The 16,628-nt window shown below is 62.9% G+C and carries 19 protein-coding genes; 5 read left to right on the top strand and 14 right to left on the bottom strand.

Going from position 1 to position 16,628, the window contains the following annotated elements:
- Positions 1-2: 2 nt before the first annotated feature.
- From fliP to fliL, 5 genes are all read right to left on the bottom strand, one after another.
- Entirely contained in the window at positions 3-752 is a 750-nt protein-coding gene (gene fliP, locus N5B55_RS22290; protein ID WP_304540105.1) for a flagellar type III secretion system pore protein FliP, read from the bottom strand.
- A complete protein-coding gene (gene fliO / locus N5B55_RS22285) occupies positions 749-1,150 on the bottom strand; it encodes a flagellar biosynthetic protein FliO (RefSeq protein ID WP_178961318.1) in 402 nt (133 codons plus the stop codon). Before fliO ends, fliP begins: the two co-directional genes overlap by 4 nt.
- 68 nt (positions 1,151-1,218) lie before the next feature.
- A complete protein-coding gene (fliN, locus tag N5B55_RS22280) occupies positions 1,219-1,659 on the bottom strand; it encodes a flagellar motor switch protein FliN (protein WP_304540104.1) in 441 nt (146 codons plus the stop codon).
- Positions 1,649-2,659, bottom strand: coding sequence for a flagellar motor switch protein FliM (fliM, locus tag N5B55_RS22275; protein ID WP_065855869.1), 1,011 nt, complete (start codon positions 2,657-2,659; stop codon positions 1,649-1,651). The genes fliN and fliM overlap by 11 nt, the downstream gene beginning before the upstream one ends.
- A 1-nt stretch (position 2,660) precedes the next feature.
- Positions 2,661-3,155, bottom strand: a complete 495-nt coding sequence (gene fliL / locus N5B55_RS22270; protein WP_178961317.1) for a flagellar basal body-associated protein FliL — start codon at positions 3,153-3,155, stop codon at positions 2,661-2,663.
- Between the two features lie 511 nt (positions 3,156-3,666).
- Here fliL and N5B55_RS22265 point away from each other — a divergent pair.
- Complete coding sequence (locus N5B55_RS22265) at positions 3,667-5,403, top strand: putative bifunctional diguanylate cyclase/phosphodiesterase (protein ID WP_178962316.1); 1,737 nt, start codon at positions 3,667-3,669, stop codon at positions 5,401-5,403.
- A 5-nt stretch (positions 5,404-5,408) separates the two neighbouring features.
- On the opposite strand, the gene N5B55_RS22260 is transcribed toward N5B55_RS22265, so the two are convergent.
- Positions 5,409-6,044: a LuxR C-terminal-related transcriptional regulator gene (locus tag N5B55_RS22260; RefSeq protein ID WP_009239997.1), complete on the bottom strand. Its 636-nt coding sequence runs from the start codon at positions 6,042-6,044 to the stop codon at positions 5,409-5,411.
- Positions 6,045-6,450: 406 nt separating this feature from the next.
- Between N5B55_RS22260 and N5B55_RS22255 the strand changes: the two genes are divergently transcribed.
- The 4 genes from N5B55_RS22255 (at position 6,451) to N5B55_RS22240 (ending at position 10,431) form a co-directional block, all read left to right on the top strand.
- On the top strand, positions 6,451-7,272 hold the full coding sequence (locus N5B55_RS22255) for a flagellin N-terminal helical domain-containing protein (protein ID WP_304540103.1): 822 nt from the start codon (positions 6,451-6,453) through the stop codon (positions 7,270-7,272).
- Between the two features lie 197 nt (positions 7,273-7,469).
- Positions 7,470-9,518, top strand: coding sequence for a flagellar filament capping protein FliD (fliD, locus tag N5B55_RS22250; protein ID WP_304540102.1), 2,049 nt, complete (start codon positions 7,470-7,472; stop codon positions 9,516-9,518).
- Positions 9,519-9,578: 60 nt separating this feature from the next.
- Positions 9,579-10,016, top strand: coding sequence for a flagellar export chaperone FliS (gene fliS, locus N5B55_RS22245; RefSeq protein ID WP_065855861.1), 438 nt, complete (start codon positions 9,579-9,581; stop codon positions 10,014-10,016).
- A 58-nt stretch (positions 10,017-10,074) separates the two neighbouring features.
- Positions 10,075-10,431, top strand: coding sequence for a flagellar protein FliT (locus N5B55_RS22240; RefSeq protein WP_304540101.1), 357 nt, complete (start codon positions 10,075-10,077; stop codon positions 10,429-10,431).
- On the opposite strand, the gene N5B55_RS22235 is transcribed toward N5B55_RS22240, so the two are convergent.
- The 8 genes from N5B55_RS22235 to N5B55_RS22200 form a co-directional block, all read right to left on the bottom strand.
- Positions 10,425-11,507: a glycosyltransferase family 2 protein gene (locus tag N5B55_RS22235; protein WP_304540100.1), complete on the bottom strand. Its 1,083-nt coding sequence runs from the start codon at positions 11,505-11,507 to the stop codon at positions 10,425-10,427. The genes N5B55_RS22240 and N5B55_RS22235 overlap by 7 nt on opposite strands.
- Positions 11,504-11,947, bottom strand: coding sequence for a MarR family winged helix-turn-helix transcriptional regulator (locus N5B55_RS22230; protein WP_065855855.1), 444 nt, complete (start codon positions 11,945-11,947; stop codon positions 11,504-11,506). Before N5B55_RS22230 ends, N5B55_RS22235 begins: the two co-directional genes overlap by 4 nt.
- Before the next feature lie 75 nt (positions 11,948-12,022).
- The gene (locus N5B55_RS22225) at positions 12,023-12,445 is read right to left on the bottom strand and encodes an organic hydroperoxide resistance protein (protein ID WP_065855853.1); all 423 of its coding nucleotides are present in this window, start codon (positions 12,443-12,445) and stop codon (positions 12,023-12,025) included.
- 153 nt (positions 12,446-12,598) lie between these two features.
- The gene (gene fliE / locus N5B55_RS22220) at positions 12,599-12,928 is read right to left on the bottom strand and encodes a flagellar hook-basal body complex protein FliE (RefSeq protein ID WP_009239989.1); all 330 of its coding nucleotides are present in this window, start codon (positions 12,926-12,928) and stop codon (positions 12,599-12,601) included.
- A gap of 18 nt (positions 12,929-12,946) precedes the next feature.
- A complete protein-coding gene (locus tag N5B55_RS22215; RefSeq protein ID WP_304540099.1) occupies positions 12,947-14,221 on the bottom strand; it encodes a glycosyltransferase family 2 protein in 1,275 nt (424 codons plus the stop codon).
- A complete protein-coding gene (locus N5B55_RS22210; protein WP_116575096.1) occupies positions 14,218-14,931 on the bottom strand; it encodes a WbqC family protein in 714 nt (237 codons plus the stop codon). Before N5B55_RS22210 ends, N5B55_RS22215 begins: the two co-directional genes overlap by 4 nt.
- Positions 14,928-15,443, bottom strand: coding sequence for a GNAT family N-acetyltransferase (locus tag N5B55_RS22205; protein WP_116575097.1), 516 nt, complete (start codon positions 15,441-15,443; stop codon positions 14,928-14,930). Before N5B55_RS22205 ends, N5B55_RS22210 begins: the two co-directional genes overlap by 4 nt.
- Complete coding sequence (locus tag N5B55_RS22200) at positions 15,440-16,627, bottom strand: class I SAM-dependent methyltransferase (protein ID WP_154209330.1); 1,188 nt, start codon at positions 16,625-16,627, stop codon at positions 15,440-15,442. The genes N5B55_RS22205 and N5B55_RS22200 overlap by 4 nt, the downstream gene beginning before the upstream one ends.
- Position 16,628: the final 1 nt, after the last annotated feature.

Genomic DNA, 16,628 nt, shown 5'->3' with positions numbered 1-16,628 from the left:
GCTCATTGCACAAAGCTCTGGGCCAGGGAGCCCAGCAGCAGGTGCCAGCCATCCACCAGCACGAACAGCATGATCTTGAACGGCAGCGAGAAGATCGATGGCGTGACCATCATCATCCCCATCGACATCAACACGGCCGCCACCACGATGTCGATCACCAGGAACGGGATGAAGATGGCGAACCCGATCTGGAACGCGCTTTTCAGCTCGCTCGTGACGAAGGCCGGGATGAGCGCACGCATGGGCGTTTGCTCGGGCGAGGCGATGGCCGGCATGTTGCCCATCTTGACGAACAGGGCGAGGTCGGGCTCGCGCGTCTGCTTGAGCATGAACTGGCGCAGCGGCGTGGCGGCCGTGTCCATGGCCTTCTCGACGGTGATCTTGCTGTCGCGCAGCGGCACGTAGGCGTCGGTGTACACCTTGTCGAGCACCGGCGACATGACGAAAAACGTGAGGAACAGCGCCAGCCCGATCAGCACCTGATTGGGCGGCGTGGTTTGCGTGCCGAGCGCATGGCGCAGCAGCGACAGCACGATGATGATGCGCGTGAAGCTGCTCATCATCAGAATGATGGCCGGCAGAAACCCGAGCGACGTCAGGAAGACCAGCGTCTGCACGGGCAGGGAATAGCTCTGGCCGCCGGCGGTGCCCGTGAGCAGCGGCAGACCCGGTTGTGCCTGTGCAAACACCGCGGGCGCAGCGCCCAGCAGCGCCAACGCCATCAGGCAACGGAGGAAGATACGCACGTTCATTCCGACTTCCCCGTCAGGTGACGCTTGAGCTGGATGGACAGTGCATCGGCAAAGCGGGGTGGCTTGCCGGAGCCGGAAGTGCCGTCGCCGGATGGGTCGTCCGGGGTGGAAGCGGCTTCTGCCGGGCGCGGCAGCGTGTGGAGCGTCTGCACGTGCTGCTGCGTGACGCCCAGCACGAGCCATGTGCCTTCCACATCGACGACGACAACCTTCTCGCGCGCGCCCAGCATCTGCTGCGCGACCACGGTAATCACCTGGCTGCGGCGCCGGCCCATACCCGCGGGGCCCATGCCCGCGCGCTGCTGCAGGCGGCGCAGCAGCCAGCCGGCCGCCACGATCATCGCCAATACTACAAACAGCCCGCCTAGGGTGCGGGCCCAATCCACTGCATGGTTCATTTCAACACCTTGCCCGGGGGGAGCATTGGTTGCTGTCAGGGTGCCGAGTGACGGCGTATTTGTGCGGCTTAACGGTTCAACTTACGGATGCGTTCCGACGGCGTGATGATGTCGGTCAGGCGGATGCCGAACTTCTCGTTGACGACCACCACTTCACCTTGGGCGATCAGGTAACCGTTGACAAGGACATCCATCGGCTCACCGGCCAGTGCGTCGAGTTCCACCACCGAACCCTGCGCAAGCTGCAGCAGGTTCTTGATGGGCACCTTGGTGCGGCCCAGTTCCACCGTCAGCTGCACGGGGATGTCCAGGATCATGTCGATGTCGTTGCGCTGCGCAGCACCCAGGCCATCGGCCGTCAGGGGCTTGAACACCGGGCTGGACTCGGCGGCCGGCGGGTTGGCCGCCGCACGCTGCGCGGCTTCCAGGGCCATGGCCTCTTCCATCGTCATCTCGACATCGACGTCGTCGGCGTTGGCTTCGGGGTTCATGGTCGGTTCAGTTGTCATCGTCAGACTCCGTGGCAGACTCGCTGCCGCTCATATTCAGCATGCGGTTGACCCGCAGCGCGTATTGGCCGTTGAACGTGCCGTAGTTGCATTCCATGACGGGCACGCCGTCTACCTTGGCGGTCACGCAGTCATCCAGCTCCAGCGGAATGACGTCGCCCACCTTCATGTTCAGGATGTCCGACACCTGCACCTTGGCCGTGGCGAGGTCGGCAATCAGTTCGACCTCGGCGGTCTGCACCTGTTGCGACAGCAGTCGCAGCCAACGCTTGTCCACTTCCAGCGCTTCGCCCTGGATGGCGGAAGTGAGCCGGTCGCGGATCGGCTCGATCATTGTGTAGGGCATGCAGATGTGCACGTCGCCGCCGTTGCTGCCCAGCTCGATGCTGAAGCTGGTGGTGACCACCACTTCATTGGGCGTGGCCACGTTGGCGAACTCGGTGTGCATTTCCATGCGCAGGAATTCGAAATCGATCGGGTAGACCGGCTGCCACGCCTTGGCGTAGTGCTCGAAGACGAGGTGCAGCATGCGCTGGATGATGCGCTGCTCGACGTCGGTAAAGTCGCGGCCTTCCACGCGCATGTGGAAGCGGCCATCGCCGCCGAACAGGTTGTCGACCACCAGGAAGATCAGATTGGGGTCGAACACGAACAGCGCCGTGCCGCGCAGCGGCTTGACGTGCACGAGGTTGAGCGAAGTCGGCACCACCAGGTTGCGGATGAACTCGCTGTACTTCTGCACCTTCACCGGCCCGACGGAGATCTCCGCGTTGCGCCGCATGAAGTTGAACAGCCCGATGCGCCAGTTGCGCGCGAACCGCTCGTTGATGATTTCGAGCGTGGGCATGCGCCCACGGACGATGCGCTCCTGCGAGCCCAGGTTGTACGAGCGTATGCCCGAGGGGTCGGCGGCTTCGACGGGGTCGTCGTCCGCGTCATCGGACACGCCCTTCAGGAGCGCGTCGATTTCCTCCTGGGAAAGAAACTCTTCCTTGAGCATGTCACTGGATCACAAAGTTGGTGAACAAGACATCTGCAACCGGCGATTCCTTGCCGACAGCCTTGAAGACGTGTTCGCACAGTTCAACGATTTCCTTGGCCAGCTTGACCTTGCCATCTGCCGGATACAGCTCGGTGGGCGTCTTGCTGGCCAGCAGCATCAGGACCTTGCTGCGCAGTTCCGGCGTGTAGGTCTTGATCTGTTCTTCGGCATGCTTGTCGAAGCTCTTGAACGTGATGCCGATCTGCAGATAACGGTCGTTGCCCTCTTCGGGCTGCAGATTGACGGTCAGCGTTTCCATCGGCACGAACACCGGCTCTTTCGGCTTGGGCGGTGCGGCGGGGCCGGACGCGGCGTGAGTGCCGCCTCCGAGGAAGAACCAGGCGGCGCCGCCGCCCATGCCGACGAGCAGGAGCACGATCAGGATGATCAGCAGCAGCTTGGTGGAGCCGCCCTTTGCGGGGGCGGGGGCGGTAGTGGCAGCAGCTTCAGCCATGGGGATCACTCGGGGACTAAGGGGGGGTGGGCTTTCCCGGCTCGCGTCGCGCAAGACACCGTAAAACAACGCAACGTACAGAGTCGGGTTCTCGGATGGCATTCTTCCCCACCTCTGTCCAGCTCATTCCAGCAAGAAACGCGGTCAATCCCGCTTATCTCGGGCGTTTGCGGTGGACGGTGTCGCCTGTAGTTCGCGCCATAAGTAAATAAAGAGTCACTTTTTGGGGCGATGAGGCCTGCCGCAGTGCACTCCGTCCCCGCCGGTGCAGGGGCATGCCGAAAAGTGACGCTGGCCCGAAAGATTTGCCCGCGCCTGCCGTTGTAATAAGGGAAGGCGCCGGTACGTTCCGGCCCTGCATATCTGCGTTGCCTTGCCGGAAGCCGCCTTGAATTCCTTGCCCTTTCCCACCCGTGTTGACCTTGCGCACGTCGATGCCGATGGCTTGCCGGCTGACTGTCCTGCACGCGGCGCACTGCCGGGCTTCTGCCCGAAGCTGGACCTGCTGTCGATGGTCAATGCGCTGACGGAGGGCATCCTCGTGTGCGGGGCGGATCGCCGCGTCACCTATGCCAACCCGAGCGCCGCGCGGCTGCTGGGTTTGCCGGTGGAAGCGCTGGTGGGGCGCCTGCTGCCCACGGTGGTCACCTCTGCCGTGGACGAATTCGACGCCTCCATCCACGAGGCGGACTGGCCCGATCAGGACGTGATCGCCGAGGGCCAGCCGCAGTTGAACCAGATTTTCGGAATGCACTGCGTAGATGGCCGCACGGTGTGGGTTTCCAGCAACTGGACGCCACTGTTTGCCGATGGCGGCCATTCGATGACGGCCTCGGCGCGCGCCTCGGAAGCCGGCGCCACGCCCTATTCGGTGCTGGTGTCGCTGGTCGACATCACGCAGATCCGCGAAGCGCAGCAGCGCATCCGACATCTCGCTACGCACGACACGTTGACCGGGCTGCTGAACCGCTCTGCGCTGGAAGACCGGCTGGAGCACGCGCTGGCGCTTGCGCGCCGCAACCAGTCACGCGTCTCGGTCATGTTTCTGGACCTGGATCGTTTCAAGAACGTCAACGACACGCTGGGCCACCAGTTTGGCGACATGCTGCTCCGCGAAGTGGCGGCCCGCCTGCAGGCCTGCGCACGTGAAGCCGACACCGTCGCGCGCCTGGGTGGCGACGAATTTGTCGTCATGCTCGAGGCGCTCGATGGCCTGGGCACGCGGCGCGTGGCCGAGCGCATCCTCTCGGCCATCAGCGCGCCCTTCCATATTGAGGGGCAGGAGCTGTATCTGGGCGTGTCGATCGGGATTGCCGTGGCACCGCACGACGGCGACGATCCGAACACGCTGCTGCGCAAGGCCGACGCCGCCATGTACCTGGCCAAGGAGCGTGGGCGCAATAACTTCCAGACCTTTACCAGCGACCTGGACGACCGCGTCTCGCGCCGCTTCCGCATTGAATCGGGCCTGCGCCGCGCGGGCGACCGCAACGAGTTCTACGCCGACTACCAGCCGCGCGTGGATGTAAGGAGCGGCCGTATCGTCAGCGTGGAAGCGCTCATCCGCTGGAACTCGGCCGACTTCGGCCGCTTGATGCCCGGCCAGTTCATTCAGGACGCCGAAGAAACCGGCCTCATCGTCGAGATCGACCGCTGGATTCTGCGCGCCGCCTGCGACCAGCTTGCGCGCTGGCGCCGCATCGGGCTGCCGGACTTGCGCATGTCGATCAACCTGTCGGGCCAGGCATTCAGTTCCGGGCAGTTGAGCGGGATGGTGCGTGGCGCGCTATTGACCAGCGGCTTGCCCGGCAACGCGGTCGAGCTGGAGATGACCGAAGGCATTCTGATTCGCGACGATCCGTCATTGCATGCGCTGCTGACCGAGCTGCGCGCGATGGGCGTATCGCTGGCGCTGGACGATTTCGGTACCGGATATTCATCGCTGTCGTATCTGCACCGCTTCCCGATCGATACGCTGAAGATCGACCGGTCGTTCGTGCAAGACCTGCCGCACGTGGTCGAGCGCGCGGCCATCACGCGGGCCATCATCATGATGGCGCAAGCCATGGGAATGAAGACCGTGGCCGAAGGCGTGGAAACCCTCGGCCAGCTTGAATTCTTGCGCGAAGTCGGCTGCGACGAGTTTCAGGGCTATCTGCTGACGCGGCCGCTGGAGCCGGCAGCGGTGCAGGACCTCGTGCGCGAGAACGCCCGCCGTTACGGCGAGCGTGTCCCGCGGTTCTCATAGCGTGCTCAGATCTGCAAGCTGTTGCTGACCACGTACATGGTCAGCTCGGCGTTGTTGCGCAGCTTCATCTTCGAGAGCACGCGCCCCCGATAGACGCTCACTGTCTTGACACTGATCTGCAGTGCCTCGGCAATCTCGCCCAGCGTGCGGCCGGAGCCGAGCATGCGCAGGGTCTGGAATTCGCGGTCGGACAGGATGTCGTGGCGGGGCTTGTCCCAGTCGACATTCAGGTTGTCGGCCAGGACTTCCACAAGGTCCGAAGGCAAGTATTTCTTGCCCTTGGAGATGGCGTTGACAGCGGCCAGAAGCTGCGGCTGGCTCGCGTCCATCGGCAGATAGCCGGCGGCGCCCGCCTTGAGGGCCCGCACGGCCAGCAGCGCTTCAGGGTGCCGACCCAGCGCCAGGACAGCCAGGCGGGCGTGCTGTTGACGCACGGTCTTGATGGTCTGGAATTCGTCTCCGGTGGCCGATTCCACCGAGAAGAGCATGACGTCCCACTCGCGCTGGGCGAGGAGGTCGTTGTTGGCATCGCGCAGGTCCGGCACGGCTTCGATCTGGCGGGCCAGTCGTGAATCCTTGAGGATCTGGCGCAGGCCGACACGGGCAATATCGTGCGGTTCGACGATCAGGACATTGAGCATGGTGGGTGTTGCGGGTCAAACGCGGGCTCGCTTCGAGCTCTTCTTTCCGCCGGCAGGCCTTGGGCCGTCCGGCGGGCTTGCAACTCCCCATCTGTGCCGTATGTGGCGCTCTATATAGAGAGATGCAGGCGCCTATGAACTGATCGAACGAGTATAGCCGAGGGCCTGCCGGCCAAGAAGCAGGCGCACCGCCTCTTTTGGAGGGGTGTCGCAAGTCAGGCGGCCGCAAGCCCAAACCGCCGCCGACGCACAAATTTGTCAAGGCGACCCTAAACTTTCCTCAGAGGCCACCGATAACCTGAGTACAACGCAGACCTGATCCCCTTCAAGTTGCAGGTCACGTTGCCCGGCCTAGCCGGAATTAGCAAACACGGGCAACAAACCATCGGGAAACTTAGGAGCCGTCATGTCCCTCAGCCTTAATACCAACATCTCGTCCCTGCAAACGCAGCAAGCACTGTCGGCATCGAAGGATGCCCTGCAGACCTCGCTGGAACGTCTGTCGACCGGCCTGCGCGTGAACAGCGCCAAGGACGACGCCGCTGCTTATGCTGTGGCCTCCAGCCTGACCACCACGCTGAACTCGCAAACGCAAGGTATCCAGAACTCCAACCAGGCGATGTCGTATCTGCAAACGGCCGACTCGTACCTGGGCCAGGTTGAAAACAACCTGCAACGTATGCGCCAACTGGCTGTGGAAGCCAACAACGGCGGTCTGTCGACCACCGACCAGGCCAACCTGGACAAGGAATACCAGAAGCTGGCCACCGCCAACAAGAACATCGAGACCAACGCGAACTACAACGGCAACAAGCTGTTCGACGGTTCGGTCACGTCCACGACGTTCCAATACGGCCAGAATGCGTCGACCGATGTGACCACGGTCACTAACGCCAACCTGGCGAGCTTCGGCACGCTGACCGGCACGAGCGTGACCTCGACCGCCAACGCGACCGCCGCACAGGCAGCCATCGACACCGACCTGACCAACCTGAAGGCGGCTCGCGCCAACCTGGGTGCTCAGCAAAGCGGTCTGACCTCGACGATCAACACGCTGACGTCGAACAACACTGCGCTGTCGGCAGCCAAGTCGTCCTTGATCGATACGGACTATGCGTCGGAAACGTCGAACATGACGCGTCAGAACATCCTGCAGCAAGCGGGTACGGCGATGCTGGCGCAAGCCAACTCGGCACCGAACAGCATTCTGAGCCTGCTGAAGGGCTAATCAGGCAGTTGAATGCAGTCCAGCCGCCTGGCGGTTGGGCCAAGGGCCGGCGCTCCTCGGGGCGTCGGCCTTTTTTCTTTTGTCGGATACCCCACTTCTTCGTGGGTGGCGCCTGCATAACCGGCCCTAAAGAAGCGGCAGCCAGTGCCGTTGTGTAGAGAGACTTCCGCCGGCGCAGATGCTTATCGGACCCGATCATGGCGACTACCACTACCTCCTCCTCGACCAGCAACTACGTACCGCCGATCTCCATTCCCGGTATCGGGACGAGCATCGACGTCAATTCGCTGGTGACCAGCCTCATGAAGGTGGAGAGCCAGCCGCTGACGCAGTTGCAGACGCAGCAAAGCTCGTACCAGACGCAGCTGTCGGCTGTGGGGTCGCTCAAGAGTGCGCTGTCGACCTTCCAGACCGCGCTGTCGAGCCTGACCAGCGCGTCGAACTACAGCGCCATGAAGGCCAGCGGCTACGACACCTCGATGCTGAGCGCGTCGGTGACGGGCTCGGCGCCTGCAGGTTCCTACGCGGTCAATGTCACGCAGCTTGCGCAATCGCAGGTGCTGGCGGCGCAGGGGCAAGCTTCCACCACCACCGCCATCGGCAGCGGCGCATCGACCACGATTTCGTTCTCGTTCGGCACGGTGTCGGGGGGCTCGCTTTCCGGCGGCAAGTACACCGGCTCGACGTTCACGCAAAACGGCAACCTGGCGGGTGGCTCGATCACGATCAACTCGTCCAACAACACGCTGGCGGGCATCCGCGATGCAATCAACTCGGCCAACCTGGGTGTTTCGGCCAGCATCGTGAACGATGGCAGCGGCAGCCCTTACCGTCTGGTGCTGACGTCCACTGCGGGCGGTTCCAGCTCGGAGATGAAGATTTCGGTGTCGGGCGACTCGACGCTGCAATCGCTGCTCTCGCAAGATCCGGCCGGCACACAGAACCTGACCGAGGTGACCACGGGCCAGAATGCCCTGGCCACCATCAACGGCATTGCCGTGCAAAGCCCGACCAACACGTTGTCGAACGTGGTGGATGGCACGTCGTTCACGCTGTCCAAGACGGGCAGCACCAACGTGACGGTGGCGAACGATCCGACCGCCACCACCACGGCTGTCACCAACTTCGTGAACGGCTACAACGCGCTGCGTACGCAACTGAACGGGCTCACCAACATCGATACCGCCAACAAGGCCAACAACGGCCCGCTGGCTGGCGATGTGAGTACCAAGACGCTCATCAACCAGATTACCGACGTGCTGGGCCAGGCGGTCGGCAACGGCAACTACCAGTCGCTCGGCAGCGTGGGCGTGACGATGAACTCCGACGGCACGCTGTCGGTGGACAACACCAAGCTGTCGGCTGCCATTGCAAAGTCGCCCAGCCAGGTTGCCGGTTTGTTTGCCGGTACCGGCACGGCCACCGACTCCCTCGTCAGCGTGCCGACGTTCTCCGATTCCACGCAGGCCGGCAGCTACGCCATCAACGTGACGCAGTTGGCCACGCAGGGCACGCTCACAGGGTCGGCCGCCGCCAACACGACCATCACGGCAGGTGTGAACGACACGCTCGCGTTCAACATCAGCGGGGTGTCCGTCAACGTGACGTTGGCGGCCGGCAGCTACACGGCCGCGACGCTGGCCACACAGATTCAAAGTCAGATCAACGCTTCGACCGCGCTGCAGAACGCCAAGGTCAACGCATCGGTGTCGGCCAATGCCGGCGGCGTGCTGAGCATTACCGATAGCCAGTTTGGCTCGGTGTCGGCGGTCTCGGTATCGGGCGCGGGGGCTTCGTCGCTCTTCGGCGCGAGCCCGACGTCGACCAATGGTGTGGACGTGCAGGGCACCATCAACGGTGCGGCCGCGACCGGCTCGGGTCAGAGCCTGTATGGGATTGCGGGTTCCGCCACGGATGGCCTGAGCGTGCAGATTGCAGGCGGCCCGCTGGGCGCTCGCGGCACGGTTACGGTGCAGCGCGGTTACGCTGCCCAACTCAACACGGTGATGAACAACCTGCTGTCGTCCAGCGGCATGTTGCAGAACGAGACCGACTCGATCAACAGTTCGCTGACTTCGCTTGCCAGCCAGATCACCGCCATGCAGACGCGCCTGGATAACAAGCAAGCGCTGTACTACACGCAATTCAATGCGTTGTCCTCCGCGGTGGCCAGCATGACGAACACCAGCAATTACCTGACGACGCAGCTTGCGGCCATTACAAAGCAAACTTCGAGCAACAACTAAGCCGGGTTTAGGTTTAGAGCACAACCCAAAACAAAACAGACTACAGCGAGGACCATTTCCATGTACGCTGCACGCCGTGCCATCGGTGCCTATGCGCAAGTCGGCATCGAGACGTCCGTGGTAGACGCCAATCCGCACCGCCTGATCGCCATGCTGTTTGAAGGCGCGCGGGCCGCCATCAACCTGGCCAGTGCCGCCATGCAGCGCGGCGACGTGCTGGCCAAGGTGCGGGCGTTCGACAAGGCCATCTCGATCATCGGCCAGGGGCTGCAGGCCAGCCTGGATCACCAGCGCGGCGGCGAGATTGCCGTGCAACTGAACAATCTGTACGACTACATGCTGCGCCGGCTGCTGTTGGCGAACGCGAACAACGATCTGACGATCCTCGCGGAGGTGGATGCTTTGCTGGTCCCGCTGCAGGATGCGTGGCTCGCCATCGGCCAAGCCGGCCAACCGGGTGCTGCTGCGGCAAACAGCCACCTCAGCGTTGTGAGCTGATTGCACGTCGTTTGTAGTAAAGCGACCTTTGACTGAATTCGGCCCAACTGGAGCCAATATGCACCGCAACATCCCGATCAAGGACAGCGAAAGTCGGTTCGCCTGCTACGAAGCCATCGCAAGTCTGACCGCTGAAATGGTCAGCGCGGCCGAAGTGGGTAACTGGGAAGTCGTCAGTACGCTGGAACGCGAAAGCGCCGCCTATGTGGATGCGCTGCGCCGTTCCGAACCGCATCCGCAGCTCTCGCGTGCCGATGTAGAGCGCAAGCGCACGCTGCTCGTGCGCATTCTGGAAGATGACGCACGCGTGCGCGCCATGGTGTATCCGCGCCTGGACCGCCTGCAGAAGCGCATCGACACGGCACGCCGTGCCACCAACGCCAGCAACGCTTACGGCAGCATGGCGCGTTATTGAGACGACGCGTCCTGCAGCTGTTTTGACAGCGTCAGATAGTGCTCGGACTTGCGTGCGAGCGCTTGGCTCTGCATCTGGTACGCGATCGCCAGTTGCTGGGCTGCCAGGAAGCTGCCCCGGCCGACGACGCTGCCGTCCATCTCCGGCTGATCGCCGATTTCCAGGCAGCGGTTGAAGACCTGCTCCGCCAACGGTAGCCACCGCACGCCTGCCTCGTCAGGGTGCTTGGCCGCCGCATCCAGCAAGACCAATCCCAGCGCAAAACACAGATCCGGAAAGTCGGGCCACGTCTGGATGGCGACATCGCCTTGCGCCAGTGCCTCGTCAACGCGGTCGGCCTTGCCCAGGCTGTACACATAACGCAGCGCCAGGTTACGGCGGTACGGCGCATCTGCGGGCGCCAGGCTGAAGGCGCGCGCGTAGTAGTTCACGGCCTTTGCATAGTCTTCATGATGCAGCTCGGTTTCCTTGCCGAGCTGATACAGCACATACGGGTCATCCGGCCGATGCGCGAGTTCATCCAGCAGCAGTTGGGTATTGCGCTCGCCTTTCTTCTGCATCTTGGCCGCGGTATAGCCGTCGTGGCGCACCACGACCGGCACGCGCGTCGCCGGCAAGGACGACACCGGCTGCTCATGGATCCGCCCCGTGTAGTGCACGCCACGCGGCAGCAGTCGCGGAATCCACGCTATCAACTGGCTGGCGGATTCGGTTGCATCGGTATCGTTCTTGACGCACACCACGCCGACGGACGGGGCCGCACCGCTGAGCGTGCGCAGATGCTCGCCGCCGCTTTCGAGCCATTCGTCAGCGTCGAGGATAAGGTTCCAGTCGGCATTGGCGGCCTGCAGTGCGGTGTTGCGCGCTGCCGAGAAATCGTTCGTCCAGGTCATGTGGCTGACGAGCGCGCCGCATGACTGCGCAATGGCGGCGGTGTCGTCTGTCGAGCCCGTATCGAGTACCACCATGCGGTCGACAAACGGCTTGGCGCTGAGCAGGCAGCGCGCAATGCTGTCGGCTTCATTGCGTGCGATGACAACCAGCGCCAGATCGGCGGAAGCAGACGGTGCGCTCATTCGCGGTCGTCCGCTGTGGCCAGAGCGTCGAGCAGCTTGCGCAGCACGTCGCGCGTGGCGCCAATTTCGTCCAATTCCAGCGGAATCTTGCAGGCAAGAGCTTCAGGCACTTTGGACGCGCGTTCGCGCAGTGCACGGCCGGCGTCGGTCAATTCGATGACGACGCGGCGCTGATCATCAGGATCGCGCGTGCGCGTGACGAGGCCTTGTTCTTCGAGGCGCTTGAGCAGGGGCGTCAGCGTGCCCGTGTCGAGGTACAGACGGCGGCCGAGGTCGCCGACCGCACATGGCGCCTGCTGCCAGCACGCCAGCATCACCAGGTACTGGGGATAGGTCAGCCCCAGCTCGTCGAGTAGCGGGCGGTAGAGGCGCGTCAGCAAGTGGCCGGCGGCATACAAAGGAAAGCAGAGCTGCTGATCGAGCGCCAGCACGTCGTTCACGGAAAACTCCCGGGGAGACGGTCTGGCGCTCGAGCGGCGAGTGCCGCTTCGGCCCAACAGGGCGGAGCAAGAGGCTCAGCGCGTGACCGTGTTCAATTGGACGTCAATATTGCCACGGACGGCATGCGAATAGGGGCACACGCCATGTGCCGCAGCCACAAGCGCTTCAGCGGTCGCCTGATCGACGCCGCCCAGGGTGGCCGCCAGCGACACCGTCAATGCAAAGCCGCCGTCTTCCCGCGGGCCGATGCCGACCGTGGCCGTGACCGAGGTCGACGCCAGTTTGATCTGCTTGGCACGTGCCACATGCAGCACTGCATTTTCGAAGCAGGCCGCATAACCTGCGGCAAACAGCTGCTCGGGATTCGTAGCTGCACCGCCTGCGCCACCGAGTTCGCGCGGTAGCGAGAGGGGCAGATCCAGCGTGCCATCGGCGCTACGAACATGGCCGGCACGGCCGCCTTCCGCGGTGACTTGGGTCTGGTAGAGCGTTTTCATGGTCGGGTCCTCTTATTGGGAAGCCCGGTCGGCGACATGTCGGCCGGGAGATCGATCCAAAATCGATGACACAATTATATTGAACACAATATAAATGGCAAGGAGGACTGGAAACCCCTCTCCGCCACGTGGAAAAGGGGGTGCAGCGTGATGTCAGATCGACATGCTCATGATGCTTTGGTAGGCCGAGACGAGCTTGTTGCGCACCTGCACGGCCGTCTGCATGTCGATGTTGGCCTTCTGCAGCGAGAGCATCACGTCGTGCAGGTCGACATCGTTATTGCCCATTTCAAAGCTGCGGGAGATCGATTCGGCCTTCTGCTGGGAAGCGTCGACACGGTCGAGCGACGACTTGAGCACGGAGCCGAAGTCGACACTGGGTTTGCCGGCCTCGCCGCTGGCGGTGCTGCCGCCGACGGCGCTTGTCGGTGCCAGCACGCTGTTCATCAGCGAGACGACGGAATGGGCGTTGGAAAGATCCATGTGGGCGTGACCAGTGACTCAGGGAAATTTGGCGAGTGTTTCGAGTTCCGAGACGAAGCGGACTTCACGGCCGGCAGGCACCGCAATCTCCATCGGAATCGGCGTGACGATGACGGTGTGATGGGGAATGGCGGCATCGTCGTCGAGCACCAGAAACTCGGTGTCGGCAAAGGCTTGCGCGTGATGAAAGACCTGCAGTGGCGCGCGGCGCAGGGTGGCGTACTTGGGCGGCTGGGGCTGGAATGGGTCGAGCTTGGTCACGTATTCGAACGCGGCATTGACGCGGTACAGGTCATACGGCGCGGGCAAGTCCGCCACTTCGCCCAGCGCGCGGACGCGGTTGGCGATGTAGTAGTTGTTGATCCAGTCGCCGCCCTCCTGGGTGCGCAGGCGTAGCGCCACCTTCATGCGCAGCAGGATGAACTGGTTGACGGCATTCAGCCACTCCGGCCGCTCGGCTGCGGGTAGCGTGTGACAGAACTTGCCGAACAGGTATTCCAGACCGCCGCGATAGCGGTCCCACGCGAACTTCACTTGTTCGTTGCCGGCCTGGGCGCGCGTCTCGTCGGCAAAGTAGCGCGAGACCGAGCGATAGAACGGTGTCTTGCTGAAGTACACCGCGCTGGAGCCGAGCATTTCCGCCGCATGCACGAAGGCGTAGAAGGCATGCTCCGGCGCGCTGAAATAGAGGTTGTTCATCACCTCGCGGCGCGCGATGTAGATCTCCGGAAACAGGTGGTGCGACAGCACCAGCGCCAGCAGCTTGGCGTAGTCGTGCTGCTCGATCAGGTAGTTGTCGTCCTGACGGTAGAAGGCGGTCAGGTCTTGCCGCGTCGGCAGGTCGTGGATGAACCACGGCGCGAAGACAACACCCACGCCCGGATTGCGTTCCAGGATATCGATGTTGTTGTTGATCTCTGCAAGGATCGGCAGATCGTCGTCGGCATGATAGAGAACGTACTTGCCCTGTGCAGAGCGGTACAGCTCACTCAGGTTTCTGTCGGAACCGAGGTTCGATGGGCGCCGGAAATACCGGATGTTCAGCTTGTCCTGGTAGCGGCCCACGACTTCTTCGGTGGCATCCGTCGAGCAGTTGTCGCCGATCAGCAATTCGTAGCTGAACTTCAGCTCGCCAGTCTGCGAGACGAGTTCTGCAAGCAGATTCTCGAGATAGCGGGCGCGGTTGTAGGTCGGGATGCAGACGCTCAGCGCAACCTGCTGGATGGCCTCGGCCTGCTTCACAGGCGCCACGTCTTGCGGCGCTTCGGGTTGGATTGCTTCGATTTCACTCATTGGATGAACTCGCGCCAGTGGAGGGTCTGAGGGCACATGTACTGCTTGCCGGCCGGGCCATGATTGGCAATCAGGTCCAGGCTGCTGACAAACGGGGTGAACGCGCCATGCAATTGCGGATACGGCCGCATGGCGTAGTTCATGTATTCGACGGCAACGCCTTGCTGCTCGAAATCTTCGTGGGCCAGGTAGTTCTTGGCGCCGTGTCCGGTGATGTAGGTGTCGCCTTGCAGCTTCTTCACGATGGCGAGCACGCGGTCGGTGTTGCGCCCGGGAATGTCCAGCTCCGGCGCGTCGACAAACTTGCGGTCCAGCTCGATGCCCAGGTAACGGCACACCGCCCGCATGGACGCCAGTGCCAGCGCACCCATGTTGGTGTAGTCGGCTTCGTACACGGAGCGCACGAGCGCCAGCATGTCGCTTGCATGCGGCGCGGCCTCGTAGGCCTGCTCCAGCATGCGCAGATGCTGCGCTCGCCAGTCGACGTTGGTGGCGGGTTTGACTTCGTCGATGCGCGCACCGAGGTGGAACTTCTCCAGCGGCACCGTCATCCAGCGCGTGCCGGCGGGCTCCTTGATCTGCACGCGGTTGGTGAAGCTGCCCTTGGAGAACTGAACGTCAGCGTAATTGACGAGCACGTCGGCCAGCATGATCTGCTCGAGCAGACCGACCCACGGGAACAGCATTGGTTGAGTGATCACGACTTTCATGACGCGAGCATCCGTTCCATGAGGACAACGTCGTGCCAGCGGTTGTCTTGCAGGTAGTGGCCGGCCAACGTGCCGACGGTGCGGAAGTCGAGCTTCTCGTACAGCGCGATGGCGCGCGTGTTTTCGGCCAGCACTTCCAGCGTGATCTTGCGCAGGCACAGCGTTTCGCTGGCGTAGGCAAACGCGGCTTCGCATGCGGCCCGCCCGTGGCCCTTGCATTGCGCGGACGACGCCAGGCAGATGCCCAGCGAAGCGTGTCGGTTGACCGCATCGATGTGGTTCAGCTGCAGGTAGCCCAGCACGCTGTCATCTGCCTGGCTGGCAATGACGAAAAGCACTAGGTCGCTCTGCTTCGATTTTGCGATCAGCCAGTCGCGCACGCTCGCGGCCGAGTTGGGCCGCGGACGCGTCATGAGTTGCAGCTGCGTCGGCACATCGTTGCGCAACGGCACCAGTTGGGCGATGTCGCTCTCGCGCCATTCCCGAAGGACGAGGGAGCCGCGCGCGATCATGGCTGGAAGCGGAAATAGCGGAAGCGATTCGGATACGCGGCTTCCACGGTGTGCCGCACTTCATCGGCAATGACTGGGTTCACGGCCAGGTACACCACTTCGACTTCGTCCGGAATGCTGTCCAGCGCCACCACCGGTTTGCCCGCCAGGGAAGACCCTTGCAGGTACGGGTTCTGATCGACAAAAGCGCGCAGGGCATGCGGCTGTTGCAGGTTGCTTGCCGTGTAGGCACCGTAGAAACCCGCGCCGTAAATGACGGCGGGGGCGCTGCCGTGCTGCGTTTCAAAGTCCGTCAGATGGCTGGAGGCCTGTTGCCAGAAGTGGGCGAGCTTGCGAGCGGCGCTCTGCGTGTCGGCCAATGCTTGCGCATCGAGCACCGGCGCGAGTTTGCTGTCGCCAGGACGGCGCACGGCGGTCACGACGAATGCGCCACGGTGGCTGTGCGCGTCGGCCTCGAGCAAGTCAAACCCATGGTTGGCCAGCAGCGTCTGCAGCGACGTGTGGGTGAAGTGGTTGACGTGATCCGCCACCAGAAAATCCACCGAATTGGTGAACGTGTTCGGCACGATCGCGTACAGCACGCCGCCATCCCGCAGCAGGCCGTGAATGTTGCGCAGCGCTGTCGTCAGGTCGGGGATGTGTTCGAGAGAGAAGAACGAGCTGACGACATCGAACGAACGCTGCCATGCCGGCGGGATCGTGTACGTCGCCCATTGTTCGGGGCTCAGGAATTTTTCCCAGAAGCCGACGTAGCGGTCGCTGATGTCGAACAGATGGACATTTACGTCGGGGCGCTGCTGCTTGAGCAGGCGCATGGTGGCGCTCTTTGCACAGCCGAAGTCGACTACGCGCGCGCCCTCATGCAACGCGCCTTGCAATGCCAGCTTGCCCTGGAACGTGGCGACCTGGTGGTCGGCGCGGAAGATCTTCTGGCCGTTTTCGACCGCATAGATCTGGTCTTCTTCCTCGCTGTTGACGAGGATGTCGTACTCGGTGTCGTAGAAGCTGCCGTTGTCGCACAGCTCGGCGGTCTGAATATGGCCGCACGCAGCGCAGCAGAAGACCTCGAGCGTGCCGTCCATGGCGCGGCGCAGAGAAGACAGCGAGCTTTGCGGCGCGGCGCGATAAATCGGTTCTGGCAGCGGCTGCTGGCAGACGTTGCAGGGCAGTGCACCTTGGATCATG

Origin of the sequence: Ralstonia pickettii (genome assembly GCF_030582395.1) — a bacterium.
Taxonomy (GTDB): domain Bacteria; phylum Pseudomonadota; class Gammaproteobacteria; order Burkholderiales; family Burkholderiaceae; genus Ralstonia; species Ralstonia pickettii_D.
Note: the sequence above shows the minus strand (reverse complement) of the source record. Positions and strands in the feature narration are given on the sequence as shown.